Raw genomic sequence first — 25,721 nt, 5'->3', positions numbered from 1 at the left:
GCTGGCCAGGCCGTATCATGGCCCGGTTTTCCATTGCACTTCGAAATGGAAGCGAATCGGCTTGCCGGGTTCGCGCTCATTGGTTTCATGCCTGGTCAACACGGCCGACCGGACCAGCTGCTGTTGCTTCAGGCGGTCAATGTAAGCGAGCATGTCCTCCATTTCCTTGCTCTCCGCTACGCCCTTGAAGACATGAGCGCCTGCCTTGGACTCGAGCGCGAGCAACGCCAGTCCGGGGCGGCTTGCCGCTTCAAGCGCATCGAATACATCGCGCCATGGCAAATTGAGTTGCCGTACCGCGCGATTAACAGCCGCGGCCTGGCTCGCCGGGATTGGCACCGGTTCTGCCGGCGCTGCAATGGCAGGCCGTCGCTCTGTTTGCTGCCGCAGTGTTTGTAAATGCGCGGCCTGCTGGCGCAGGATGCCGACGCAGCGCACCGCTTGCAGTGCGCCGTACAGGAAAATGCCGATACCCAACGCCAGAGTGATCAGCGCCGGCACGCCCATGCGTGCCAGTGCCGTGGCTGGGGAGTGGGGCGCAAAGTCAATAGGCAGTCGTTTCATCATGGTGCGCCGGATAACGCCAGCTCTATTCCTGGCCCATCTGCGCGTGGCGCTGCAAACGGGGCTCGCATGCCAAGCCGCTGGAACACCATGCCGTCGCACTTCTCAGGAAGTGCCTCAACCAGGTATCCGCAGAACTGGACCAATGCCGGCAATGGAAAACCGAGCACCAGCGCCTCACATTGCAGATGCGCTGTCAGCCAGTGCGCAAGGTTATACAAAGGCTGTGGTAAGCGCGTGGCGCGCAATGCGGTCACGTTATATCCGGACAGTATCGCCAGGGTCAGGTGATCCTCCTCGATGACGACAAACCAGGTGTCAAGCCGAATATGTCGCCGCCAACGGTTCCACACCGCCACGAAGCGTGGGGCAATCTCCATCAGCACCAGATTGTGCTCAGCCATGCCTTGCAATAGCACGGCATGCAGCGCGGCAGGGAGGGCGCAGGCGAGAAATGCCCGGCCGGGATGCCATGGCGCCTGTATCGTCCACTGGCTGGGCGGCCCGCCATACAGGGTCTGAAATCGTATCGCCGCGGCTGCTTCAAGGTCGGCTCGCCCTGCCGCGTTCGGCGGCGGCGTTACCATGAACAGGCGCACCAGGCTGTCGGCAATGGTGATGCTTGCGAACCGGGGCCGAAAAAAGCCGCTCCGCGCGGGCAGGCTCTTCAGCAAATGGGCAAGGTCATGCGCTTCCGTGCCACTGCGCGGATGCTCAATGAATCGGGGCATGCCGGGACGTAACCCGCCCTTGAACAAGGCCATGCCCATCGACCTTTGGCCGATGCCGATGTGTAGTTGCGTAAACAGTAGATTACGCATGCATGGTTACCCGCCTGATTTCGGCCAGCGTGGTGTCGCCGGTTTTTACTAATTCCAGCGCAGCAGAGCGCAGGCTTCGGGTGCCGGCCTGACGGGCCGCGTCCTTAATCTGCCGCAAAGGCCGTCGATCAACAATAAGCTCACGGATCTCGTCATTGAGAACCAGGATTTCTGCAATTGACCTGCGTCCCTTATACCCGGTGCCCCGACAGTCACTGCAGCCGGCGCCTTGCCTGAAGCAGTCATTGCCAATTGCAGAGGCATCGAGCCCGGCAAGCGCCAATTCGGCATGCGTTGGCACATAAGGTTGCGCACAATGCGGGCAATTGATGCGGATCAGCCGCTGTGCCCAGATACCGTTGAGAGCCGAAACGAATGCATACGGATCAATGCCCATATGCGTAAAGCGACCAAGCACGTCAAAAACATTATTGGCATGCACAGTGGTGAGTACCAGGTGGCCAGTCAGGGCGGATTGCACGGCAATCTCCGCGGTTTCGCGGTCGCGGATCTTACCAACCATGATCTTGTCTGGATCATGGCGCAGCACCGACCGCAAGCCTCGGGCAAAGGTCAGCCCTTTCTTCTCGTTCACCGGAATTTGCAGAATGCCGGGCAATTGGTACTCAACCGGGTCTTCAATGGTGATGATCTTGTCGCAGCCATCGTCGATTTCAGTCAGTGCGGCATACAGCGTGGTGGTCTTGCCCGAACCGGTTGGGCCAGTCACCAGCAGCATGCCGTACGGTTCGCTGGCAAGTTGGCGCAGCGTCGCCAGCGAGAGAGCATCAAAGCCCAGCGCTTCCAGTGTCAGCGTGCCGCAGGTCTTGATCATTGCCTGTTTGTCCAGCACCCGGATCACCGCATCCTCACCATGAATGCTGGGCATGATGGACAGGCGCAGGTCGATTTCACGGGCGCTGGCCTCTACCCTGAAGCTGCCGTCCTGAGGCACCCGCCGCTCCGCAATATCCAGTTCCGCCAGCACCTTCAGGCGCGATATCACCTGCTCGGCCCGCTCGCCGCCATGGAACGTGGCAGCATGGGCCAGCACGCCGTCGATACGGTAACGCACCACGAGGCCATCGGCGGTGCATTCCAGATGAATGTCTGAAGCGCCCGCTTTCAGCGCGTCATAGAGCGTCGAATTTACCAGCTGCACAGCACCGCTATCGCCTTCACTGACGGAGGCGAATGAGAGCACGGCGGCGGTTCTTGTGTCGCGTCGGTCGGCCGGGCTGGCGGAGGCGAGTTGGTCCATGGTGCGTGCCGACTTTTCCTGTGCCGACAGATACGCCTGAATGTCGGCAGGCAGTGCGAGGCGGAAGCAGACGGGCTGGCTTGCCTGCGCCTGTGCCCATGTCTGCAGGTCGGCATCGAAGGGATTGCCAATGACTGCCAGCAGCGCGCCTGCCGCCTGGCGCAGCAGCACGCATTGTTTCTGCATGGCCTTGTTCAGGCTTGCCAGATCAAATGCCGGCGTGCAGGCCTGCATCTCGCCGATTTCCATGGCAGGCCAGTTCAGCCGCCGGGATATCGCCCCCAGCGCGCAATGCGGGCAGCCGCCGGCAAGCGAGGCAAGCATCTCGAATGCATTGCCGCCACTTGCCACAGCCACACGCGCCTGCTGCAACAGCTCAGGCGTGAACACGGCCGGCGTACATGGTCGGCGGCACAGGCAGATGGAAAGGGTGGGCACATTCATCCGATACTGCCTGCCAGATCAAAAATCGGCATATACAGCAGTACGACGATGGTGCCGACCACCAGTCCGATCGCCACCATCAGCAGGGGCTCGAAGGTCCGGGTGAAGCGATCGATCCAGCGTCCGATCTCGCCTTCATAGAAATTTGCTGACTGGGTCAGCATCTTTCCGAGCTGGCCCGCGCGCTCACCGACACGCAGCATGCGTAGCGAAACAGGCGTTACCAGGCCATGGTTCTCGAACGCTGCTGAAAGCGGCATGCCGGACTGGATCAGCGCGGCGGCATGCCGCAAGCCAGTGCGGGCAGGGGCAGAAACCGTGCCGTATGCCGCATCAATCGCAGGCACGACGGCAATGCCGCCTTCCAGCAACATGCCCAATGTCAGATAGAGCCGGGAGAGTTCATAGATGCGCAATCGCTCCCGCATGCCAGGCAGCGCCGATGCAAGTTGCACCAGCCCACCTCCTTGCAGGAAGCGACGCAGCAACCATGCCGCCACAGGCACAAGCACGGCAGCCACACCAGCGACATGCAGGCCATGCGCGTCGAGAAGCCGGCCCCATTCCAGCATCAGACGGGAAAGCCAGGGAAGTTCAGTGCCCACGTCTTGATAGACCTGGGCAAACTTTGGCACCACATAGCCCAGCAGGAAAAGGGTCACGCCACCGCCGACCAGCAGCAGTATGGCCGGGTAAATCGCCGCGCTGACAATCTTGCCGCGCAGGCTATCCATGCGCTGCCGGTAATCAATGAAGCGGCTTAACGCACGGGGCAGATCACTGGTGCCTTCGGCCGCGCGGATGATGCCGACATACAGCGGCGGAAAGACGTCGGGCTGCATGGCCAGCGCGACGGAAAGCCGCTTGCCCTCACGCAGGCACGCAAGCAATTGCCGCATCACCTTCTGCCCACCAGCCGCGGTTTCCTTCTCAAGCAGCGCTTCCAGGCTTTCCACAATACCCAGGCCGGCTTCGAGCAGGGCCAGCAGCTCCCGGCTGAACAGCAGCAGTGGTAGTCGCGCTGCCTTGTTCATGGAGGGGCGCAGCAATTCTGCCAGCGGCCGGCGCGCCATCACGATCGTCGCTACTCGCAGTCCCCGCTGCTCGGCCAGGCGCCGGGCCGCCATTTCATCGTCTGCCTCCACCATCAGTTGCATGATGAGATTCGTCTCGGAAATGGCCCGGATCCGGTAGCGCATGGTATTTAGCGGTAGGTTGGGCGTTGTAGCCCGGAAATGGGGCGGCTCAATTGCTGATGTCCGCATCTTCAGCGCTGCCGCCAGGCTGTCCGTCCCTGCCATGGGAAGCGATGTCGTACTCGCCGCGTGTGCCGGGAAAACGGTAGACGTAGGGTTTCCCCCATGGGTCAGGTGGAACCGCCTTTTTCAGGTAAGGCCCGTTCCACCTCTCAGCCGAAGCCGGCTTGACCAGCAGACTGTTCAAGCCTTCCTCGGTCGTGGGATAACGGCCTACGTCCAGGCGGAATGTGTCCAGCGCTTTTTCAAACGCCTCGATCTGCGCCTTGGCAGCCGTCACCTCGGCCTTGCCTAGTTGAGAAAAATATTTTGGCCCGATATAGGCCGCAAGCAGACCGAGAATCACGATTACCACCAGAAGTTCAAGCAGGGTGAACCCGGTGCGGAATTGGTTATGCAACGGTCGTCCTTTGCGATGCATGCGCTGACAATAGGCATCTGGCGGCACGGCAGGTCCTTTCGGTTCAGGCAAATGGTCGGTAATACTGCTAGGTTCGATCGTCGGGCTCAACGCCAGGAATGCGGCCCGGCAGGTTGTCATACAGCCGGCAGGGCTGCATGCAATGTGATTAACTGCGCTTCATGGTCGTTGTGATCAACCAGGCGGGGGAGGCTAGCATGCCCCAATTGGTATAACCAACTTTGTAAACGCGGACTCACAATGCGTCCCCGACCCGGCAGGCATAACCTGCTGCATGGCATGGCGCCAACCCCATCGGCGCCGCAATCTTTCCGGTCCAGTAAATACATCCAATACAGCGGATGAGCCATTGCTAATCCGGCCTTACCTGCTGCCGGCATGCCCGTCCTTGGCCGGACGGCTGAAGCGCTTTGCAATGGGGCTGGTAAGGGACTGGAGAAAGGCAAGCAGATCGGCCTTCTCATCCGCGCCGAGTGGCAACTGCCCTGGCGCCAGTGCGTGGCGATAATCCGCTTCCAGTGATATTGCCTCGGCCAGCGTGGCCACACTGCCATCGTGCATGTAAGGCGCAGTCAGGGCGACATTACGCAAGCCCGGCGTTCGAAAGGCGCCGATGTCAGATGGCTCCAGCGTCACCACAAAGCGGCCAAGCTCGGCAATGTCGCCATGGCCGAGGATTGTCTGGTCCAGTCCAGCGCCTTGCTGTCTCGCCTGTACCAGGCGTGCTGTCAGGCTGGGCAGTTGTCCTGCAATGCGGTCCAGCCCGATCTGCATGCTGTGAAAACGGTTGTCGGAAAACAAGGCACTGTCCTTGCCGATCAGATGACAGCTTGCGCACCGGGCCTGCCCGGTAAAGAGTGCGAGGCCGCGCTGTGCGGCCGGCGACAGGGCCGCCTGGTCCTTGCCAAAGTAGTAGCGGTCAAATGCAGAGCCGCCGGCAACCAGGGTGGCCTCATACGCGGCGATCGATTTGCTCACATGGCTGATACCAATCTCTTCAGGCGCGATATTGAAGGCAGCGGTCAGGGGCTTGCGGTAATAAGGTATGCGGCGCACCAGCCCTAGCAAGGCTTCCTGATCCTTGAGCCCATGTTCGAGGGGATTGAAAAACGGGTCGACTGCCTGCTCCTCCAATGTGGCGCGGCGGCCATCCCAGAACTGGGACAGGTTGTAGGCGGCATTAAGAAGGGTCGGTGTATTGCGGCTGCCCAGGCGGGCGGCGATGCCTTGTGCCAGCGGCCTGCCGTCGGTAAATGCCCGTGCCGGCTGATGGCAAGTGGCGCAGCTGACAGAGCCATCGGCGCTCAGGCGCCTGTCGAAGAACAATGTCTTGCCTGCTGCTACAAGGGCTGCCTCACGGGGTGTGTGTTTATTGCTGCTCACTGGTAGTCCCAGTTGTGCATCCTGAGCCTGTGCGGGCGCAAGGAAAGTGCCATAAGTGCAGGCAAGCACAATGGCAATAGACAGAAGCGGATGAGCGTTCTGGCAAGAGCGGGCGGTGTCTGGGCAGTGCAATCCTGATCCCTTCATCGGTGGCGAGAAATCGGCTTCCGGGTGTATGCATCAGTGCAGCCAGGAAGAAGCTCGCTCTGTGTCAATGCAGTACGCCGTGTGCCAGGCGTTAAGCCTGCATGACGAAAATTTTTGATGGAACTCATGAATTGGCAACGCAACTCATGCGCCCAGCATCAAACAGAATCATCATGCGCCGCCCCGGCTTCACACAGAGCGCGCAGCCTGAACTACCTGCGTGATCTCCTCTGAATTACGCTGAACTGCTATGGCTACCCTGGCAGATAGTCTTACCCTATCTTGCTGATAGCAAGACCGTGGTGCTTGCGGCACCTTCCTGCATCTTAACGTCATCAAAGTTCGAGTTAATTCCATCGTGCTCGTTTAACGACGCCTGACCCGGCTGCAGCGTTGGGTTGACGCTTTGCGGATCTGGTATAGCGCGGCGCATGGCATCCGCATGTTCCAGTTTTGTCGCTCTGGTTTCGATTCGAGGGCTGCTGGCCACCCGCTGCCTGAATGGATCCAGGTCGCCATTTTTCCGGCCTGCAGGGGGGGTGTGTTTGCTTCTCAACGGCACTTTTGATGTAGACGTTTTCAAATCATAAGGGATGGGTCATGCACTATGCCTCGTTGCAGCCTGACAGTAGCCGTTCTACGCAATATGCAGCGTCACGTGGTTCCCTTTTTTGGTGCCTGCTATCTGCTTTTTATTATCTGGTGCCAGTCCTTGGTCTGTTCTTTCTGGTGTTGTGCCCGGCTTCACGCACGCAAGCCGCCGAAACTGCCTATACCTACGATGCAGCAGGCAGACTGACCAGTGTGATCAATGCGGAGGGGCAGAATGCCGTTTACGACTACGACGCGCTTGGCAATATCCTGGCTGTACGCAGCGTTGGCATCGGCGCGCTGAACATAGCCGGATTCTCACCGGGCCAAGGGTCGATCGGTTCCACCGTCAATATCGTGGGCAGTGGTTTTGACTTGGCCGCAGCAAATAACACTGTCACATTTAACGGCATTGAGACGCGGGCCACTGCTGCATCGGCAAGCAGCCTGACGGTAATCGTTCCGCCGGGTGCGACAACAGGAAAAATTACGGTCCAAAATGCAAGAGACGTCGCCAGCACCGGGACGGATTACAGAGTGGTTGGGTCATTGGTTCCCAGCATAAGCGCGATTACACCAGACGTTGGCATGCCGGGCTCCATGGTCAGCATTAGCGGCAGTAATTTTTTGCCTGGCACCGCAGATAACAGGGTAACGCTCAGTCAGCGCACCGCCTCCGTGAAGTCGGCGCAACCCGCTCTGCTGACAGTGACGGTCCCAACTCAGGCCGGGTCCGGAAAATTTCAGGTGACCAATGCATACGGCACGGCTATCAGCAGCGCCGATTTCTTTATTCCCCCATCGCCATATGGCGCTCAGCAAATCGAGGTGAAGAAGCGTATGGGACTCGGGGAAACAGTGGCCATTCCGAAGATATCGGAAGGAAAACTGGCGATGATCCTGTTCGATGCAACGGCCGGACAAAGGGTAAGCATATCGCTTAGCGCGATCACGATTTCCTACGGCAAGATACTGCTTGTCAAGCCAGACGGAACTACGATGAAAAGCGATCCCTTCTGGATGGACAGCACAATCGTTGATTTCCCGGCACTGCCAACTACGGGTACTTACGCCATTGTGGTAGTGCCTTCGTATGCCGGCGCAATCACCATGCAGTTAAATGGGTTTGACGATTTGGTTGAGGTTATTACCCCAGGCGGACCGGCAGTCACGGTGATGACCACAGTGCCGGGACAAAACGCCAGCCTGACATTCAGAGGCGTGGCAGGGCAGCGCATCGGCATGCGGGTATCCGGGGTCACTGTTCCAAGTGCCATTGCCATGACGCTGCTGCGGCCAGATGGCGCGGCCATGGCATCGTCCAGTTACATCAGCTCCTCCGGTGAGTATTTCGACGCGATGGAACTGACCCTGACCGGCACGTACACCATCAAGCTGGATCCACGGGGGATGGGGGTCGGCAGCATGGCGGTGCAGCTCTACGATGTCCCTGCAGATGTGAAGGCCGAGATCCAGCCGGGTGGACCTGCTGTGACCGTAACCACTACAGTCATCGGGCAAAACGCCAGCCTGACATTCAGCGGCGTGGCAGGGCAGCGCATCGGCATGCGGGTATCCGGGGTCACTGTTCCAAGTGCCATCGCGATGAGATTGCTGCGGCCAGACGGCACGACCATGGCGTCGTCCAGTTACATCAGTTCCTACGGCGAGTATTTCGACGCGATGGAACTGACCCTGACCGGCACGTACACCATCAAGCTGGATTCACGGGAGATGGGGGTCGGCAGCATGACGGTAGAGCTTTACGATGTCCCCGTAGATGTACGAGCTGAGATCCAGCCGGGTGGCCCTGCTGTGACCGTAGCCACTACAGTCATCGGGCAAAACGCCAGCCTGACATTCAGCGGCGTGGCAGGGCAGCGCATCGGCATGCGGGTATCCGGGGTCACTGTTCCAAGTGCCATTGCCATGACGCTGCTGCGGCCAGACGGCACGACCATGGCGTCGTCCAGTTACATCAGTTCCTACGGCGAGTATTTCGACGCGATGGAACTGACCCTGACCGGCACGTACACCATCAAGCTGGATCCACGGGGGATGGGGGTCGGCAGCATGGCGGTGGAGCTTTACGATGTCCCCGTAGATGTACGAGCTGAGATCCAGCCGGGTGGCCCTGCTGTGACCGTAGCCACTACAGTCATCGGGCAAAACGCCAGCCTGACATTCAGCGGCGTGGCAGGACAGCGCATTAGTATGCGTGTGTTCGGAATCAGTAGCCCGAATGCCATCGCCATGACGCTGCTGCGGCCAGACGGCACGACCGTGGCGTCGTCCAATTACATCAGTTCCTACGGCGCGTTCTTCGACGTCATGGAATTGCGGCTGACCGGCACCTATACCGTCAAGCTGGATCCACGGGAAATGGCAGTGGGGAACATGACGGTGCAGCTCTACGTGCTTCCAGAAGAAGTGATCACAGCGCTCGTGCCAGGGGAGCCGGCTGCAACAATCCTGACCACAGTGCCAGGCCAAAACCTCAGTCTGAGTTTCGATGGCAATGCTGGACAAATGGTGACGATTTATTACACCGACAACGGATTCGGTTGCTTCGCCATACGCCTGCGCAATCCGGCTGGCGGCTCAATCAGATCACAGTATGCGTGCGGCTCGAGCGGCAAGCTTGATGCTCAGCTTCTGCCAACGACTGGTACTTACAGTCTCAGTATTGACCCAGCCGAGATGGCGGTTGGTGCAATAAAAGTTGGCCTATCCATCCCATGAAGATTCCGCACCAGCGCATAAAAGGTATCCGGCGGCGCGCCGTTCCGCACACACGGTATCTATACCTGCGACATTTCTGCGCGCCGAGGCCATCAGGCAACCATTAGGCGCTGGGCGTTGCATTCGAAGAAGCAGGCATTCATGGCGGTGACTGAAAAATCGCTGACGCAATTGTTGATCTGGGGAGCTGGGCAAAGCATGAATAAGACATTCGAAATGAATATCAAATCTTTCCTTTTGGCGTTGATTTGCAATCATTGCAGACTGATGCCGCTGCCCGGTATCAATTGGCGTTGGCTGCTCGGTATTCTCTTTATTCTGACCAGCGCCTTTACCCATGCGAAGCCCGCTGCCGGCGCAGCCAACACCACGCCCGACCAAGCCCAATCAACTGCCGCCACCGCACCCAGGATCGAAGCCGGCCAGACAGCCACCCCCTTGCCGGATGGCCGCTGGCTGATCGCTGGTGGCGATAGCGACAAGGCCAATGGCAAGGCCAGTAACAAGCCCGGCGCCGCATTGCAGTTCTACGACCCGGCCTCCGGCCAGGCCACCCGTTTCGGCGCCACACTGCACCAGCCACGCGCCTATCACAGCGCCACCCTGCTGCCCGACGGACGGCTGTTCCTCTTCGGCGGCATCGATGCCGGCGGCAATACCCTGGCCAGCGCCGAACTCATCGACCTGGCCAGCAACCGGGTCAGCCTGCTCGACCAGCCCGGCATGGAAGCCAGCTCCCATCACAGCGCCACCTTGCTCAGCAATGGCAAGGTGCTGCTCGTCGGCGGTCTGTCTGCCTCCGGCAAGCCGCTCGCGCAGGCCGAGTCCTGGGACCCAACAACGGGGCAGGTCAGCCTGGTCGAGCGCGGCAACCGGCTTGCCCGCAGCAGCACCGTCCCCAGGTTGCTGGCTGATGGCAATGTGCTGTACCTCGACCGGCAGGCAGATGCCAGCAGCAAGTCCGCCACGGCGCTGCTGTTTGACGCAGCCCGCGAACGGTTCGAGGACATCGGCATCGACGCAGCCAATGCGCTGCTCCAGGCAGAAGACAGCAGACCGGCCATCACGCTGGCGGCCACTGCGCCAGTGGCCGAGGCCGGCGACTTCCTGCCTGGTGGCATGGTCAGCCTGCGCTTTTCCCGCCCGGCTAGCCTGGCCACGGTCAACAACACCAGCATCACCCTGCTGGGCCCGTTCGGCATGGTCGAAAGCCGGGTGACGCCTTCACAGGACGGCATGCTGGCTTTTTTGGTGCCGAAAGCCGACCTGCTTCCCGCTACCCGCTACAGCCTGTTCATCAAGGGCGTCGCCGACGTGGCCGGCGCACCGCTGGCCTTCCAGTCTATCGGCTTCAACACTGCGCAACTCCTGCCAGGCAAGTCCAGCAGCGGCAGCGTTACCGTCATCGCCAGCGCCAGCGTTGGCAACCAGGCTGCCGCCGCAGCCAAGGCTGGCGCTGGCAAGGCGCCCGAGGTTCTGGTCGCCCAGCCCGCCGCGGCCGGCGACGTCGACGATGAAGTCTTCCTGCCCGGCCCGGAACATGCCGGCGCGCGCTGGCGTACCGGTCGTCCGCTGCCGCAGGCACTTGAACTGCGCCGCAATGCATTGCTGCTCAAGCACGGCCCCGATTCCTATGCCAACGAACGCAAGCCATCCAGGCGCGCCACGCCGCCTGGTCAGGCAGCCCGCTCGGGCACGCCGGCGCTGGCGGGTGTCACCGGCCAGGTACTGCGCCTGAATGACCGGCCGCTGTCGAATGCATTGATCCAGATCGGCAGCCAGAGCACCCGCAGCGATGCCGAGGGCCGCTTCCAGCTCACGGGCATTCCCGCCGGCCGCCATGAACTGCTGGTCGACGGCGCCACGGCCGGCGGCGAAGGCCGTCAGTATGCCCGCTTCATCCTGGGCGTCACGGTCGACGAGCAGGGCGCGGCCGAAGTGCCGCCCATCTACCTGCCGCGCCTGCGCGCCAGTGACTGGATTCCCATTGCCTCGCCGCTGCAGGCCGACACCGTGATCCAGCATCCCAACGTGCCCGGCATGGAAATCCACCTGCCCCGTGGCACGGTGCTGCGCGACCGCGAAGGCAAGCTCGTCACCCGCATCGCGCTGGTGCCGGTGCCGCTGGACCGCATGCCCTTTGCCTTTCCCGAGAACGCGCCGGTGTACGTCAGCGTGCAGCCAGCCGGCATGGTGGTGCAGGGCCTGACACCGGGCGTGACCAAAGGCATCCGCGTGATCTACCCCAACCTGTCCCATGAAGCCCCTGGCAGCCCGGCCGACTTCTGGCGCTATGACGCCGGCAACCGCGGCTGGTATGTCTACGGCCGCGGCCAGGCCAGCGCCGACGGCCGGCAGATCGTGCCCGACGCCTCCGTGGCGCTGTACGACTCGGTGGGCTTCATGTACACGTCCACCAACCCGATCGCCCCGCCCGTTGCGCCCCCGCCGCCGTGCGGCGCCGGCACCTGCTGCCCGCGCGCCGCCCAGGGCGGCGACCCGGTCGACCTGTCCACCGGCCTGTTCCTGCACGAGCAGCAGCATGCCAGCCTGAAGGATGTGCTGCCGGTCTCGATCAACAGCACCTACCGTCCCGGCGACCCGGTCTCTCGCCCCTTCGGCTTCGGCACCACGCACTACTACGCGATGTACCTGCGCGAAGTCTCCGGCACGCCCGGGCGCTACCAGCAGTTCGACCTGATCCTGTCCAACGGCGCGGCCATCCGCTACTACCGCACCGCCGGCGACTACTACACCAACGTGGTGGCGCAGCCGCGCGACATCCCGCCGTGTGAGTTCTATGGCTCGGTGTTTGCCTACCGCAACGGCCAGTACGTCATCACCCGCAAGGATGGCCAGCAGTTCGCCTTCTCGCTCTACGGCCGGCTGGAAGCCATCACCGACCGCCTGGGCAACCAGGTGACGGTCAGCGGCAGCACTGGCCAGATCCAGCGCATTGCCACACCCAACGGCCGTTATCTCGACTTCAGCTATGACAGCGCCAACCGCATCAGCCGCATCCTCGACATGGCTGGCCGGGCGTGGACCTATGCCTATGAGGACGGCATGCTGTCGTCCATCACCTTCCCAGACCAGAGCACCGAGCGCTACAGCTACGACGCAAGCCGGCGCATGGTGAGCGTGACGGACCGGCGCGGTAACACCATGGTGCGCAACGAGTACGACGCCAGCAACCGCGTCACGCGCCAGACCCTGGCCGATGGTAGCGTCTACGCGTTTGCCTACAGCAGCGATGCCGCCGGCAGGATCAGCAGCACCGACGTGACCGACCCGCGCGGCCTGGTACGGCGGGTGACCTTCCACCAGAGCGGCTACCCGCTGAGCGACACCGAAGCCCATGGCACCGCCCTGGCCAGCACCGCCGTCTACAGCCGCCCAACGGCTGACGGCCAGCTGGCGGCCATGACCGACAGTGCCGGACGCCGCACCGACTACAGCTACGACGCCAAAGGCAACCTCACCAGCCGCACCCGCCTGGCCAGCACGGCGCAGGCAGCCACCGAGCGCATGAGTTACGAGCCGACCTGGAACCAGCTGGCCAGCCACACCAGCCCGCTGGGCCAGACCACGACCTACACCTACGACAACCTGGGCCAGCTGACCAGCATCACCCGCCCGCTGGGTCGCATCACCCGCTTCACCTACAACAGCGCCGGCCAGGTGCTGAGCATCACCAACCCGCTGGGCAAGAAGATGCAGTTCGAGTACAGCGCCGGCGACCTGGTTGGCATTACCGACCCGCTGGGCCAGCAGACGCGGCAGTTCATCGACCTGCTGGGGCGTCTGACGTCGACCACCGATCCCCTGGGCAACCGGCAAGTGCTGGAATACGATGCAATGGACCGGGTCATTGCCCAGGTCGATGCCTTGGGCAGCCGCACGCAGTTGAGCTACGACGCGGCCGGCAACCTGCTGACGGTCACCGATGCACTGGGCAACGCCACGATGCATGGCTACGACACGCGGCACCGCTTGGTCCGGCGCAGCAATGCGGCCGGTGGCGTGCAGAGCGTGGAGTACGACGGCCTGGGCAATGTGCTGCGCGCCACGGACGCGAAGGAGCAAGTGACCAGCGTGCGCCATGATGCCCTGAACCGCCCGGTGCAGGTAGAGCATGCCGACGGCAGCAGCGTGCTGTACGGCTACGACAGCGCAGGCCGGTTGATCAGCGTGGTCGACAGGGCAGGAAGCGCAGGAAGCGACACAGGCAACGCGTCCGGCACTTCCGCCGACGGCACTGGTACTTCTACCGACAGCACCACCGCCAGCAGCATCACCCGCAGCTACGACAGCTTCGACCGCCTGCTGAGCGAAACCACGCCACAGGGCCAGGTCAGCTACAGCTACGACGCCGAAGGCCGGCGCAGCAGCGTGCAGGTGTCCGGCCAGCTGCCCGTGAACTACCGCTACGACGCCGCTGGCCGCCTGACCGGCATCGCACAAGGCAATGACACGGTAAGCATCAGCTACGACGACGCATCGCGCCTGACTGGCATCGTCTACACCAAGCCTGACGGCACGCTGCTGGGCGACCTGAGCTACCGCTACGACGCCGCCGGCCGGCGCATTGGCACCAGCGGGACTTTGTCGCCCACCAGCGTGCCCGAGGCGATGCCGGTGGCAACCTATGGCCCGGGCAACCGCCTGCAGAGCTGGAATGGACAAGCCATTACCCATGATGCCAACGGCAACATGACCAGCGACGGCACGCGCAGCTATACATGGGATGCGAAGAACCAGCTGGCATCGATCACTGGCCCCGAAAGCATGCAGGCGAGCTTCCGCTACGACGCATTCGGCCGGCGGGTGAGCCGGACGGTCAACGGGGTGGAAACAGGTTATGTGTATGACGGCATCAACCCGGTACAGGAACTGGGCGCCATAGGGGCAAGCGCTAGCCTGCTGACCGGTCTGGGCGTGGACGAGTACTACCGCCGCACGGATGCAGCCGGGCCGAGGGACATGCTGACGGATGCGCTGGGCTCGGTGCTGGGGCTGGCGGACGGGGCGGGGCAGGTGAGGACGACGTACCAGTACGAGCCATACGGGGCGACTACGGTGCAGGGCGAGGTGAGTGCAAACTCGTTCCAGTACACGGGGCGGGAAAATGACGGGACGGGGCTGTATTACTACCGGGCGCGGTACTATCACCCGGGGTTGGGGCGGTTTGTCGCAGAGGATCCGATTGGGTTGGCGGGCGGGATTAATGCTTATGCGTATGTTGAGAACGACCCTATCAGCTACACCGATCCATTCGGCTTAGCCCCTAGAGGATTTCCGCAGAGGTTGACCGACCTTCCCCCATTAGAAGGTGCGTGCAGTGGCTCTGGATTTGGAGGAGCAACTACTTCTGGCGCTTCGCGCTTTGGCGGAGGAAAATTCGAAAATACGCCAGCTTCCACGCCAGTCGGCAAGCGTGGATCTCCATTAGAAATAAAGGATGGTACAAATTCACCTACCAATATTAATGACCGCCAATATTCAGGCCATGCATTAGACCGAATGCAAGGGAGAGGAGTGCCGCCATCGGCAGTAGAAGACGCTATTCAGAATGGTGTAAAGGCGGCCGGTAATAAGCCCGGAGCGAATGCTTACACAAGCGGCGAAAATGGTATTCAGGTAATTGTGAATGACTCCGGTAGAGTTGTAACTGTAAAAACCGTTGGAAGATAAATTATGTGCGATTTTTCTAATAGGCAGCTCGGTATAGCTGAGCAGCTCATTTCTGAATATGAAATTGAGTTGATCAGCTTGAATATTTTTATTCAACGTATTGAAGGGGTTGCACTTGCGATCGGGAATGATTTTTGGGAAAATATTATCTCTCCAATAATTGACCCTTTGGAGGAAGTGAATTCATTTGCTTTGGATGAGCATCGCAGTTTGGATGCGAACGAAAAAATGATCGTTGCTGAGTCGATGAAAAAATTGAAAAATGTTCTTCAACAATATCGCGTTGTTCGATAAAGCAATAAATCCGTAAAGCACTACAATATCTTCGACGCTGGTCAATGGGGCGTAAGCGGGTGTGTATGACGGCATCAACCCGGTACAGGAACTGGGCGCCACAGGGGCAAGCGCTAGCCTGCTGACCGGTCTGGGCGTGGACGAGTACTACCGCCGCACGGACGCGGCCGGGCCGAGAGACATGGTGACGGATGCGCTGGGCTCGGTGCTGGGGCTGGCGGACGGGGCGGGGCAGGTGAGGACGACGTACCGTTATGAGCCCTACGGGGCGACGACGGTGCAGGGCGAGGCGAGCGCAAACTCGTTCCAGTACACGGGGCGGGAAAATGACGGGACGGGGCTGTATTACTACCGGGCGCGGTACTATCACCCGGGGTTGGGGCGGTTCGTCGCTGAGGATCCGATTGGGTTGGCGGGCGGGATTAATGCCTACACTTATGTAGAGGGCGATCCAATTTCGTTTATTGATCCTCTTGGACTGTGCCCGATGTGCATTGTGCCGGCGTTGCCGTACATTCCTGAAGCAATTGTTGTTGGAGCAACTTGGTGGGCCAGCCAGCAAGTCATCAATCAAAACAAAACGCCGAATGCCGGAGAGCCGGGTTCGTGGCATACAAATCCTGGAAGCGGACAGGAACGCAAATATGGTCCAGACGGACGGCCCGAATTAGACATTGATTGGGATCATGATCATGGGCAAGGTTCTCCTCATGGTCATAACTGGAACAATGGAAAACGAGATGACGGCTGGCCGATATCACCTTGGCCTCCTGGACGTAAGCCAAATACGTGTCAGGCTAAATGAGAGGTGCGGTATGAATAAACAGGTTGCATTGGTATTGAATGAAAAGGTTGCAGAAACGATTAAACCCCTCATCAAGGGAATGCCTATTTGGATCGTTGAGACGCAGGAAAATGCTGCATTTATTGACGAGTTGCGGCAAAGATCAGGCAATGTAATCACCACTTTCCCTTCCAGAAACGGGGAATCAAAAACTGATTTGGCAGAGCGGATCATCTATACGCTGGACGAGCATCACGACGCGCATTCGCAGGATGACCCTTACGATACGTTGCTAGTGTTTGGACTAACCTTAGCGAAGTCGAAAAAGAATGCCTTTCTTGATCTTGGCTTCTCGAAGTTTGAGCAAACTGACTTCGGATTTATTGCCCGAAAATTGGAATAAGTCTGCAGGATCGTAGGGCTATGCATTGCGCCGGATGCGTCAACTTCTTGCCGGGCTGCTGCCCGCGCGCCGCCCAGGGCGGCGACCCGGTCGACCTGTCCACCGGCCTGTTCCTGCATGAACAGCAGCATGCCAGCCTGAAGGACGTGCTGCCGGTCTCGATCAACAGCACCTACCGTCCCGGCGACCCGGTCTCGCGCCCCTTCGGCTTCGGCACCACGCACTACTACGCGATGTACCTGCGCGAAGTCTCCGGCACGCCCGGGCGCTACCAGCAGTTCGACTTGATCCTGTCCAACGGCGCAGCCATCCGCTACTACCGCACCGCCGGCGACTACTACACCAACGTGGTGGCGCAGCCGCGCGACATCCCGCCGTGCGAGTTCTATGGCTCGGTGTTTGCCTACCGCAACGGCCAGTACGTCATCACCCGCAAGGATGGCCAGCAGTTCGCCTTCTCGCTCTACGGCCGGCTGGAGTCCATCGCCGACCGCCTGGGCAACCAGGTGACGGTCAGCGGCAGCACTGGCCAGATCCAGCGCATCGCCACACCCAACGGCCGCTATCTCGACTTCAGCTACGACAGCGCCAACCGCATCAGCCGCATCCTCGACATTGCTGGCCGGGCGTGGACCTATGCCTACGAGGACGGCATGCTGTCGTCCATCACCTTCCCGGACCAGAGCACCGAACGCTACAGCTACGACAGCAAGCGGCGCATGGTGAGCGTGACGGACCGGCGCGGCAACACCATGGTGCGCAACGAGTACGACGCCAGCAACCGCGTCACGCGCCAGACCCTGGCCGACGGCAGCATCTACACCTTCGCCTACAGCAGCGATGCCGCCGGCAGGATCAGCCAGACTGACGTCACTGACCCGCGCAACCTGGTACGGCGGGTCACCTTCCACCAGAGCGGCTACCCGCTGAGCGATACCGAAGCCCATGGCACCGCCCTGGCCAGCACCACCGTCTACAGCCGCCCAACGCCCGATGGCCAGCTGGCGGCAGTAACCGACAGTGCCGGACGCCGCACCGACTACAGCTACGACGCCAAAGGCAACCTCACCAGCCGCACCCGCCTGGCCGGCACCGCGCAGGCGGCCACCGAGCGCATGAGTTACGAGCCGACCTGGAACCAGCTGGCCAGCCACACCAGCCCGCTGGGCCAGACCACGACCTACACCTACGACAACCTGGGCCAGCTGACCAGCATCACCCGCCCGCTGGGTCGCATCACCCGCTTCACCTATAACAGTGCCGGCCAGGTGCTGAGCATCACCAACCCGCTGGGCAAGACGGTGCAGTTCGCGTACAGCGCCGGCGACCTGGTCGGCATCACCGACCCGCTGGGCCAGCAGACGCGGCAGTTCATCGACCTGCTGGGGCGTCTGGCGTCGACCACCGATCCCTTGGGCAACCGGCAAGTGCTGGAATACGATGCAATGGACCGGGTCATTGCCCAGGTCGATGCCTTGGGCAGCCGCACGCAGCTGGACTATGACGCGGCTGGCAACCTGCTGACGGTGACCGACGCACTGGGCAACGCCACAGTGCACAGCTACGATGCGCGGCATCGGCTGGTCCGGCACGGCAATGCGGCCGGTGGCGTGCAGAGCGTGGAGTACGATGGCCTGGGCAATGTACTGCGCGCTACGGACGCGAAGGGGCAAGTGACCAGCGTGCGCCATGACGCCCTGAACCGCCCGGTGCAGGTAGAGCATGCCGACGGCAGCAGCGTGCTGTACAGCTACGACAGTGCAGGCCGGTTGGTCAGCGTGGTCGACAGCGCGGGAAGCGACACAGGCGACGCGTCCGGCGCTTCCGCCGACGGCACTGGCACTTCTACCAACAGCACCACCGCCAACAGCATCACCCGCAGCTACGACAGCTTCGACCGCCTGCTGAGCGAAACCACGCCGCAGGGCCAGGTCAGCTACAGCTACGACGCCGATGGCCGGCGCAGCAGCCTGCAGGTGTCCGGCCAGCTGCCCGTGAACTACCGCTACGACGCCGCCGGCCGCCTGATCGGCATCGCGCAGGGTAATGACACGGTAAGCATCAGCTACGACGCCGCCGACCGCCGCACCAGCCTCACTCTACCGAGCGGCATCCGCGCCGCCTATAGCTACGACGCCGCCGGACGTCTGACGGGCATCGTCTACACAAAGGCGGACGGTATGCTGCTGGGCGACCTGAGCTACCGCTACGACGCCGCCGGACGGCGCATCGCCACCAGCGGGACTCTGGCGCCCACCAGCGTGCCCGAAGCGATGCCGGTGGCAACGTATGGCCCGGGCAACCGCCTGCAGAGCTGGAGTGGACAAGCCATCACCCATGATGCCAACGGCAACATGACCAGCGACGGCACGCGCAGCTATACATGGGATGCAAGGAACCAGCTGGCATCGATCACTGGCCCCGAAAGCATGCAGGCGAGCTTCCGCTACGACGCATTCGGCCGGCGGGTGAGCCGGACGGTCAACGGGGTGCAGACAGGGTATGTATATGACGGCATCAACCTGGTACAGGAACTGGGCACCACAGGGGCCAGCGCCAGCCTGCTGACCGGTCTGGGCGTGGACGAGTACTACCGCCGCACGGATGCAGCCGGGCCGAGGGACATGCTGACGGATGCGCTAGGCTCGGTGCTGGGGCTGGCGGACGAAGCCGGGCAGGTGAGGACCACGTACCAGTACGAGCCATACGGGGCGACGACGGTGCAGGGCGAGGCGGGTGCAAACTCGTTCCAGTACACGGGTCGGGAAAATGACGGTACGGGGCTGTATTACTACCGGGCGCGGTACTATCACCCGGAGCTGGGGCGGTTTGTAGCGGAGGATCCGATTGGTTTAGCAGGTGGGATCAATACTTATGCTTACGTGAAAGGAGATCCGGTTTCGTTTACCGATCCAGATGGACTTAGGTTTCGGCTCCCACAACCAAGGCCTAACAATAATCCAAATCTTCCTCCTGAACTAGGCGAGAGAACACCCTATGTTCCCCCTGAACAAAGGGCAGCAACCGATAAGATTCCTGACGCGTGGTCACCACCTCCACAGGTTGTTATGATTTGTGTGCATAGCTCCTGTGCAATTCCACAGTCCCCAAATCAATGTACGCCTAATAACGCAAGCGGCACGTCAAAGATCCAATCTGGAGGACCGTTTTTTTCGTCGCCCGGAAGTGAGGCAAGCTGTATATGCACCAAATATGCACCGGTCATCAGGTGAAAGCCATGCTCGAAATCTTAGTTAATTTTTTTGATGCCATATTTACCTTGTTCCAAGGCTTTTTTCGGTTTTTGACAGGGCGGCATCAAAAGAACGAAAAACTCCACGAACGAGGAGATGATGATAATTGAATAAATTGAAGTCGTATCTGAAAAATACAGTTTTGATTGCATAACAGCATCTACCGTTTGACGTGAGTTACTGCCAATATCAGCTTGCATGTAGCCGGCCAGGCGCCGGTGAGCTACGCTACGACGCGGCCGGCCGGCGCGTCGCCACCGGCGGGACCTTGGCGCCCACCAGCGTGCCCGAGCCCATGCCGGTGGCGACGTACGGCCCGCGCAACCAGCTGCAGAGCTGGAATAGGCAGTCGATCACACATGATGCCAACGGCAACATGACCAGCGACGACACGCGCAGCTATACATGGGATGCAAGGAACCAGCTGGCATCGATCACTGGCCCCGAAAGCATGCAGGCGAGCTTCCGCTACGACGCATTCGGCAGGCGGGTGAGCCGGACGGTCAACGGCATGGAGACTGGGTATGTGTATGACGGCATCAACCCGGTACAGGAACTGGGCGCCACAGGGGCCAGCGCTAGCCTGCTGACCGGTCTGGGCGTGGACGAGTACTACCGCCGCACGGATGCAGCCGGGCCGAGGGACATGCTGGCGGATGCGCTAGGCTCGGTGCTGGGGCTGGCGGACGGGGCGGGGCAGGTGAGGACAACGTACCAGTACGAGCCGTACGGGGCGACGACGGTGCAGGGCGAGGCGAGTGCAAACTCGCTCCAGTACACGGGTCGGGAGAATGACGGTACGGGGCTGTATTACTACCGGGCGCGATACTATCACCCGGGGTTGGGTCGGTTTGCGGCGGAAGATCCGATTGGGTTGGCGGGTGGGATTAATGTCTACGCCTACGTTGGAGGAAACCCAATTTTATATATAGATCCTGAAGGCTTAATGGGTAGAGGCGCTGGACGTGGGCCGGGGAGTGGAGTTGGAAAAACCCCTGATTTTTGTTCTATTACGATCAGCGGACCTGGCTTTAGTTATGGTGCAACGGCTGGCGGTGGAAAAATATATTTTGGCTTGGGTACTGGGGGAGTAACGCCGGTACCTAATCTCACTCTTTCTATTGGATATATAAATAACGGTTCAACTATAAACAACTCTCCGCAAACTATTCAAAACTTCCTGAGTGGAGCAGGCGGAGGTATAAGTTCTGGAAACTATGGTGTCGGAATTGGAGCGGGTGCTGGTCAAATGTTTTCCGGCGGACAAAGTGCAACAACGATCAATATAGGTACACCTAGTTTGCCAAGCGGGGGAGGCTCATACTCAATTCCAATTAATTGATTGGGTTAATAGATGAAAAAATTTTCTCCATTTGGCTTGTGCTGTATTCCTTATGTTGTAGGGTCGAGTGTTTTATTTGGTTGTGATGGGGGCGAGGTTGTTTCTAAGATTCCTCAGTTGCAAGCAGAGCTCATTTCAATAGTCGAAGAAAGTCATATAAGGCCCGCAGCCAATCCTGTAGTATTTGACAAAAAAAAGAAATTGCTTCGGTTAGAATTTTGCTTTTAGAAAATGAGGTTGATAGGTTATCAAAAGTTTTGCCTGAAGTATTAAATAATAAAGGATATTTTTCTATGCATAAGCGCGATTATGATATTCCGGCGTTTCTGAATAGTGGTATTCACAGTGATTTGGTTGTATTTAGCTATTGTAGTAAATTGGATCCGCAACGTTTTGTTTCGTATACTATTTGGCCTTCTCTTCATCGTGCAGAGTTAAGTATTACAGCAACTGTTTTTATACAGGGCAGGCCAGATTGTGGTAGTTAATCAAGTATCCGTAATTTTTATTAGAGTTTTTTGTCGGCTGTAATTTTTTTGGTTTTGTCTCTTGTGTATTATTTTGTATAAGAGATTATTTATAGCTATGACAGCTTCGACCGCCTGCTGAGCGAAACCACACCACAGGGCCAGGTCAGCTACAGCTACGACGCCGAAGGCCGGCGCAGCAGCGTGCAGGTGTCCGGCCAGCTGCCCGTGAACTACCGCTACGACGCCGCTGGCCGCCTGACCGGCATCGCGCAGGGCAGTGACACGGTAAGCATCAGCTACGACGCCGCCGACCGCCGCACCAGCCTCACTCTACCGAGCGGCATCCGCGCCGCCTATAGCTACGACGACGCCGGACGTCTGACGGCCATCGTCTACACAAAGGCGGATGGCACGCAGCTAGGCGACCTGAGCTACCGCTACGACGCAGCCGGCCGGCGCATCGCCACCGGCGGCAGCTTGGCGCCGAACAGCGTGCCCGAGCCCATGCCGGTGGCGACGTATGGGCCGGGCAACCGGCTGCAGAGCTGGAATGGACAAGCCATCACACATGATGCCAACGGCAACATGACCAGCGACGGCACGCGCAGCTATACGTGGGATGCCAAGAACCAGCTGGCATCGATCACTGGTCCCGAAAGCATGCAGGCGAGCTTCCGCTACGACGCATTCGGCCGGCGGGTGAGCCGGACGGTCAACGGGGTGCAGACAGGGTATGTATATGACGGCATCAACCCGGTACAGGAACTGGGCGCCACGGGGACAAGCGCCAGCCTGCTGACCGGTCTGGGCGTGGACGAGTACTACCGCCGCACGGATGCAGCCGGTTCAAGAGACATGGTGACGGATGCGCTGGGCTCGGTACTGGCGCTGGCGGACGAAGCCGGGCAAGTCAGGACGACGTACCAGTACGAGCCATACGGGGCGACGACGGTGCAGGGCGAGGCGAGCGCGAACTCGTTCCAGTACACGGGGGCTTTGTTGCACAAATAAGGTGAAGGCAGAGTTTGCCTTTCTGTCGGCGGAGTTATGCCATCGTGACAGTAATAGGCGTGCCAAGACGCGTAAAGCGATTCAACACGGCGGCACGGACCTGCAGCTCAGCGACCTGGCGGTCGAAGTCGCGGGCCATGATGCGTTCGCCAAGCAGCTTGAAGCAGCGCATCTTGGTCTCGACCAGACTGCGTCGGTGATAGCCGCTCCACTTTTTGCAGATTGTTCGTCCTAGTCGCCGTCTCGCTCGCAGAATCTCATTGCGCGCCGCGGCGCCAGTACGGTTCGCCTTCCATGGCTTGGCATTCTTCCGGATCGGAATGATGGCATCCGCCTGACGCAGCGCGATGGCCTCATGGCAGCCCTTCGTATCGTAAGCGCCATCACCGCTGACGCTGGCGAGTTGCTCTTCCGGAGGAATCTGCCCTAGTAGGTTGGGCAGCATAGGCGCATCACCGATGCTGTTGTCGGTCACTTCCATGGCCCGGATCTCAAGCGTGGCGGCATCAATACAGAGATGGACTTTGCGCCATTGGCGGCGGTAGTCAGCGCCGTGCTTTTTGGTCTTCCATTCGCCTTCGCCCAGCATCTTGATGCCGGTGCTGTCGACCAGCAGGTGCAGGCCGGTCGTGGTCGGCACGACTTCGATAGCGACACGCATTGTCTTTTGCCGGCGGCTCACGGTGCTGTAATCCGGAACGGGCCAATCCAGGCCTGCCAGCCCAAGCAGGCTTTGCGCCATGCCCATCGCCCGGCGTAGTGGCAAGCTGAACAGGCACTTGATGCTCAAGCAGAACTGGATCGCCTCGGCACTGAAGCTCGGACTGCGGCCACGCTTGCCATTGGCCTGGCCGTGCCAGTTCATCGCGGGGTCAAGCCAGATGAGCAGCGAGCCGCGCGCTTTTAAGGCCGCGTTGTACGCCTTCCAGTTCGTCGTTCGGTACTTCTGAGGAGCGGGTTTCATACGCGCAGCCTATCTGAGCTCCCGCAGATGTGCTGGACTGCATGATTTGTGCAACAAAATTTATGTATGACGCCATTACTCCAACACAGCAATTCTTCCCCAGAAAACCCAAACCCTGCCTACATAAAAATTTCAGTCTGAGCGAACACGCGCCAGCACCCAATCCGCATAGACAGCAGAACGACCAGCACTGTGCGTCTCCCCACTGCCTCGTTCACCCCAACAAGCTGCGCACCGCCTACACCACCCGGGCCGGTTCCACCTTGCGCAGGCAGTCATGATGCCCCTGCGGGCAGACGCTCTTGTAGCAGTTGCGGCAGGCCACGTCGTGATACAGCACCCGGCTCGGCGATTGCCACGGCGTGTGCTGCGGATTGGTCAGCGCATAAAGATCCACCAGTGGCGTGCCCAGCGCGGCGGCGATATGGGCCGGGCCGGTGTTGTTCGACACCATGACAGGCGCCAGTGCAATCAGCGCGCCCAGCTGGCCCAGCGTGGCCTGGCCTGCCAGGCTGTGGCTGGGCATGCCGGCGGCGTCGCGTATGCCGTCGATCAGCGCGCCTTCTTCGGCACTGCCGGTAAAGACCGCCTGCATGCCGTCCTCTGCCAACAGCCGCAGGGCCTGTGCCCACTGCGCCGGCGGGTAGCGGCGCGATGCGGCCGTGGCGCCGGGATGCATCAGCACCCAGCGCGTGCCGGTGCCGATGTCGCACTGCGCCAGTGCGGCGCGGGCCCACGCCAGGTCGGCCTGCGGCACCGAGAACGACAGGCGTTCGTCCTGCGTGCGACAGCCGATGCCGCTCACCAGGTCCAGCTGCCGCTGCACTTCATGGCGCACCGGTTGCTGCGGCTCCGTCTCCGGCACCCAGTCCGACAGCAGGTGGTAGGGATTCTCGCGGCAGTGCGCCAGCCGCAGCGCAATGCCGGCCATCTGGCACAGCATGGCTGCCGGCAGCGCGCTTTGGCTGTAGGTGGTGAAGATGACGGCGGCATCGAAGCGGCCGGCGCGCAGCGTCTCGGCCATGGCCGGCACCGCATTGGCATCCTGGATGGCGCCATGCTTCATCCACGGCGCCTGGAAGGCGAGGGCGGCATCGACTTCGGGGATGAAGGAAGCCACCGCCGCGCCGCCGGGCGAGCTGAGCAGGGTCAGCCGGCGGCCCGGTGCGCTGTCGCGCAACGCCCGCATGGCCGGCGTGCACCTCAGCACGTCGCCCAGGTAATCCAGCCGGATGCAGAGGATATGGCGGGCGCCGCTCCAGCGCATGCCGCTGACATCGCTGGCGTCGCTGATGCCGCTCATGACGCCTCCCGCACCGGCATGGCCGCATCGAACCGCTGCATCGCCCGTGCCGCGCTCAGCATGTCCGGCGCGCTGATGTCGGGCGTGCGCAGCGGCGAACGCAGCCATTCGGTTTCGTTGCCGTTGTCTATCAGTGCCGTGCGGCAGCCGGCGCGGCGTCCGGCTTCCACATCGTTCAGGATGTCACCCACCATCCATGAGCGCGCAAGGTCGATGCCGTGCTCGCGGGCGGCCTGCTTCAGCATGCCGGGCAGGGGCTTGCGGCAGTTGCATTCAAGCGCATAGGCTGCTGCTGCGCCTTCCGGATGATGCGGACACCAGTACCAGCAGTCGAGCCTGGCGCCTTCCCGCGCCAGCATGTCCCGCAGGGCTGAAAACAGCGGCGGCAGTACGGCCTCGCTGAACAGGCCGCGCGCCACGCCCGACTGGTTGCTCACCACGATGAGCCGGTAGTCCAGCTCCTGCATCAGGCGCAGCGCCGGGCCGGGTCGACGTTGTAGGGCACGTTGTCGATGATGGTGCCGTCCTTGTCCAGGAACACCGCCCGCGTCATGCCATGCATCGCCGCATGC

At 60.8% G+C, this 25,721-nt stretch carries 17 protein-coding genes and 1 pseudogene; 8 read left to right on the top strand and 10 right to left on the bottom strand.

Going from position 1 to position 25,721, the window contains the following annotated elements; genetic code table 11:
• Positions 1-15: 15 nt before the first annotated feature.
• From IGW04_RS17120 to IGW04_RS17095, 6 genes are all read right to left on the bottom strand, one after another.
• Positions 16-567, bottom strand: a complete 552-nt coding sequence (locus tag IGW04_RS17120; protein ID WP_194714294.1) for a hypothetical protein — start codon at positions 565-567, stop codon at positions 16-18.
• Positions 564-1,385 carry a hypothetical protein gene (locus IGW04_RS17115; protein WP_194714293.1) on the bottom strand — a complete coding sequence of 274 codons (822 nt, stop codon included), beginning with the start codon at positions 1,383-1,385 and terminating at the stop codon, positions 564-566. The genes IGW04_RS17120 and IGW04_RS17115 overlap by 4 nt, the downstream gene beginning before the upstream one ends.
• Entirely contained in the window at positions 1,378-3,090 is a 1,713-nt protein-coding gene (locus IGW04_RS17110) for a GspE/PulE family protein (protein WP_228527161.1), read from the bottom strand. The genes IGW04_RS17115 and IGW04_RS17110 overlap by 8 nt, the downstream gene beginning before the upstream one ends.
• Positions 3,087-4,289: a type II secretion system F family protein gene (locus tag IGW04_RS17105; protein WP_194714292.1), complete on the bottom strand. Its 1,203-nt coding sequence runs from the start codon at positions 4,287-4,289 to the stop codon at positions 3,087-3,089. Before IGW04_RS17105 ends, IGW04_RS17110 begins: the two co-directional genes overlap by 4 nt.
• A 46-nt stretch (positions 4,290-4,335) precedes the next feature.
• Entirely contained in the window at positions 4,336-4,767 is a 432-nt protein-coding gene (gene gspG / locus IGW04_RS17100) for a type II secretion system major pseudopilin GspG (RefSeq protein WP_194714308.1), read from the bottom strand.
• Positions 4,768-5,130: 363 nt separating this feature from the next.
• A complete protein-coding gene (locus tag IGW04_RS17095; protein ID WP_194714291.1) occupies positions 5,131-6,297 on the bottom strand; it encodes a cytochrome-c peroxidase in 1,167 nt (388 codons plus the stop codon).
• A gap of 600 nt (positions 6,298-6,897) precedes the next feature.
• On the opposite strand from IGW04_RS17095, the gene IGW04_RS17090 reads away from it, so the two are divergent.
• The 6 genes from IGW04_RS17090 to IGW04_RS17065 all read left to right on the top strand — a co-directional run bounded on the left by IGW04_RS17090 (position 6,898) and on the right by IGW04_RS17065 (position 20,038).
• Positions 6,898-9,630: an IPT/TIG domain-containing protein gene (locus tag IGW04_RS17090; RefSeq protein ID WP_194714290.1), complete on the top strand. Its 2,733-nt coding sequence runs from the start codon at positions 6,898-6,900 to the stop codon at positions 9,628-9,630.
• 267 nt (positions 9,631-9,897) lie between these two features.
• Entirely contained in the window at positions 9,898-15,324 is a 5,427-nt protein-coding gene (locus tag IGW04_RS17085; RefSeq protein ID WP_194714289.1) for an RHS repeat-associated core domain-containing protein, read from the top strand.
• A 3-nt stretch (positions 15,325-15,327) separates the two neighbouring features.
• Positions 15,328-15,618, top strand: a complete 291-nt coding sequence (locus IGW04_RS17080) for a hypothetical protein (RefSeq protein WP_194714288.1) — start codon at positions 15,328-15,330, stop codon at positions 15,616-15,618.
• A gap of 61 nt (positions 15,619-15,679) precedes the next feature.
• Positions 15,680-16,423: an RHS repeat-associated core domain-containing protein gene (locus IGW04_RS17075; RefSeq protein ID WP_194714287.1), complete on the top strand. Its 744-nt coding sequence runs from the start codon at positions 15,680-15,682 to the stop codon at positions 16,421-16,423.
• Between the two features lie 10 nt (positions 16,424-16,433).
• The gene (locus tag IGW04_RS17070; RefSeq protein WP_194714286.1) at positions 16,434-16,805 is read left to right on the top strand and encodes a hypothetical protein; all 372 of its coding nucleotides are present in this window, start codon (positions 16,434-16,436) and stop codon (positions 16,803-16,805) included.
• Positions 16,806-16,825: 20 nt separating this feature from the next.
• On the top strand, positions 16,826-20,038 hold the full coding sequence (locus tag IGW04_RS17065; RefSeq protein WP_194714285.1) for an RHS repeat-associated core domain-containing protein: 3,213 nt from the start codon (positions 16,826-16,828) through the stop codon (positions 20,036-20,038).
• A 17-nt stretch (positions 20,039-20,055) separates the two neighbouring features.
• On the opposite strand, the gene IGW04_RS17060 is transcribed toward IGW04_RS17065, so the two are convergent.
• Positions 20,056-20,259: a hypothetical protein gene (locus IGW04_RS17060; protein ID WP_194714284.1), complete on the bottom strand. Its 204-nt coding sequence runs from the start codon at positions 20,257-20,259 to the stop codon at positions 20,056-20,058.
• A gap of 68 nt (positions 20,260-20,327) precedes the next feature.
• Between IGW04_RS17060 and IGW04_RS17055 the strand changes: the two genes are divergently transcribed.
• Together IGW04_RS17055 and IGW04_RS17045 are read left to right on the top strand one after the other, a co-directional pair.
• Positions 20,328-21,401 (top strand): RHS repeat-associated core domain-containing protein, encoded by a 1,074-nt coding sequence (locus IGW04_RS17055; RefSeq protein WP_194714283.1) that lies wholly within the window; start codon positions 20,328-20,330, stop codon positions 21,399-21,401.
• A gap of 677 nt (positions 21,402-22,078) precedes the next feature.
• Entirely contained in the window at positions 22,079-22,882 is an 804-nt protein-coding gene (locus tag IGW04_RS17045; protein ID WP_323744871.1) for an RHS repeat domain-containing protein, read from the top strand.
• A 34-nt stretch (positions 22,883-22,916) separates the two neighbouring features.
• Here the strand turns inward: IGW04_RS17045 and IGW04_RS17040 are convergent, their stop codons facing one another.
• From IGW04_RS17040 to IGW04_RS17030, 3 genes and pseudogenes are all read right to left on the bottom strand, one after another.
• A complete protein-coding gene (locus tag IGW04_RS17040) occupies positions 22,917-23,846 on the bottom strand; it encodes an IS5 family transposase (RefSeq protein WP_194714281.1) in 930 nt (309 codons plus the stop codon).
• Between the two features lie 238 nt (positions 23,847-24,084).
• The gene (locus tag IGW04_RS17035) at positions 24,085-25,149 is read right to left on the bottom strand and encodes a glycosyltransferase family 9 protein (RefSeq protein ID WP_194714280.1); all 1,065 of its coding nucleotides are present in this window, start codon (positions 25,147-25,149) and stop codon (positions 24,085-24,087) included.
• Positions 25,146-25,711, bottom strand: a pseudogene (locus tag IGW04_RS17030) (D-glycero-alpha-D-manno-heptose-1,7-bisphosphate 7-phosphatase). Before IGW04_RS17030 ends, IGW04_RS17035 begins: the two are co-directional and overlap by 4 nt.
• Between the last annotated feature and the right edge of the window lie 10 nt (positions 25,712-25,721).

The sequence above is a fragment of the Noviherbaspirillum soli genome, from assembly GCF_015352955.1.
Taxonomy (GTDB): Bacteria; Pseudomonadota; Gammaproteobacteria; order Burkholderiales; family Burkholderiaceae_D; genus Noviherbaspirillum_A; species Noviherbaspirillum_A soli.
This window is presented reverse-complemented; position numbering and strand designations above follow the sequence as displayed.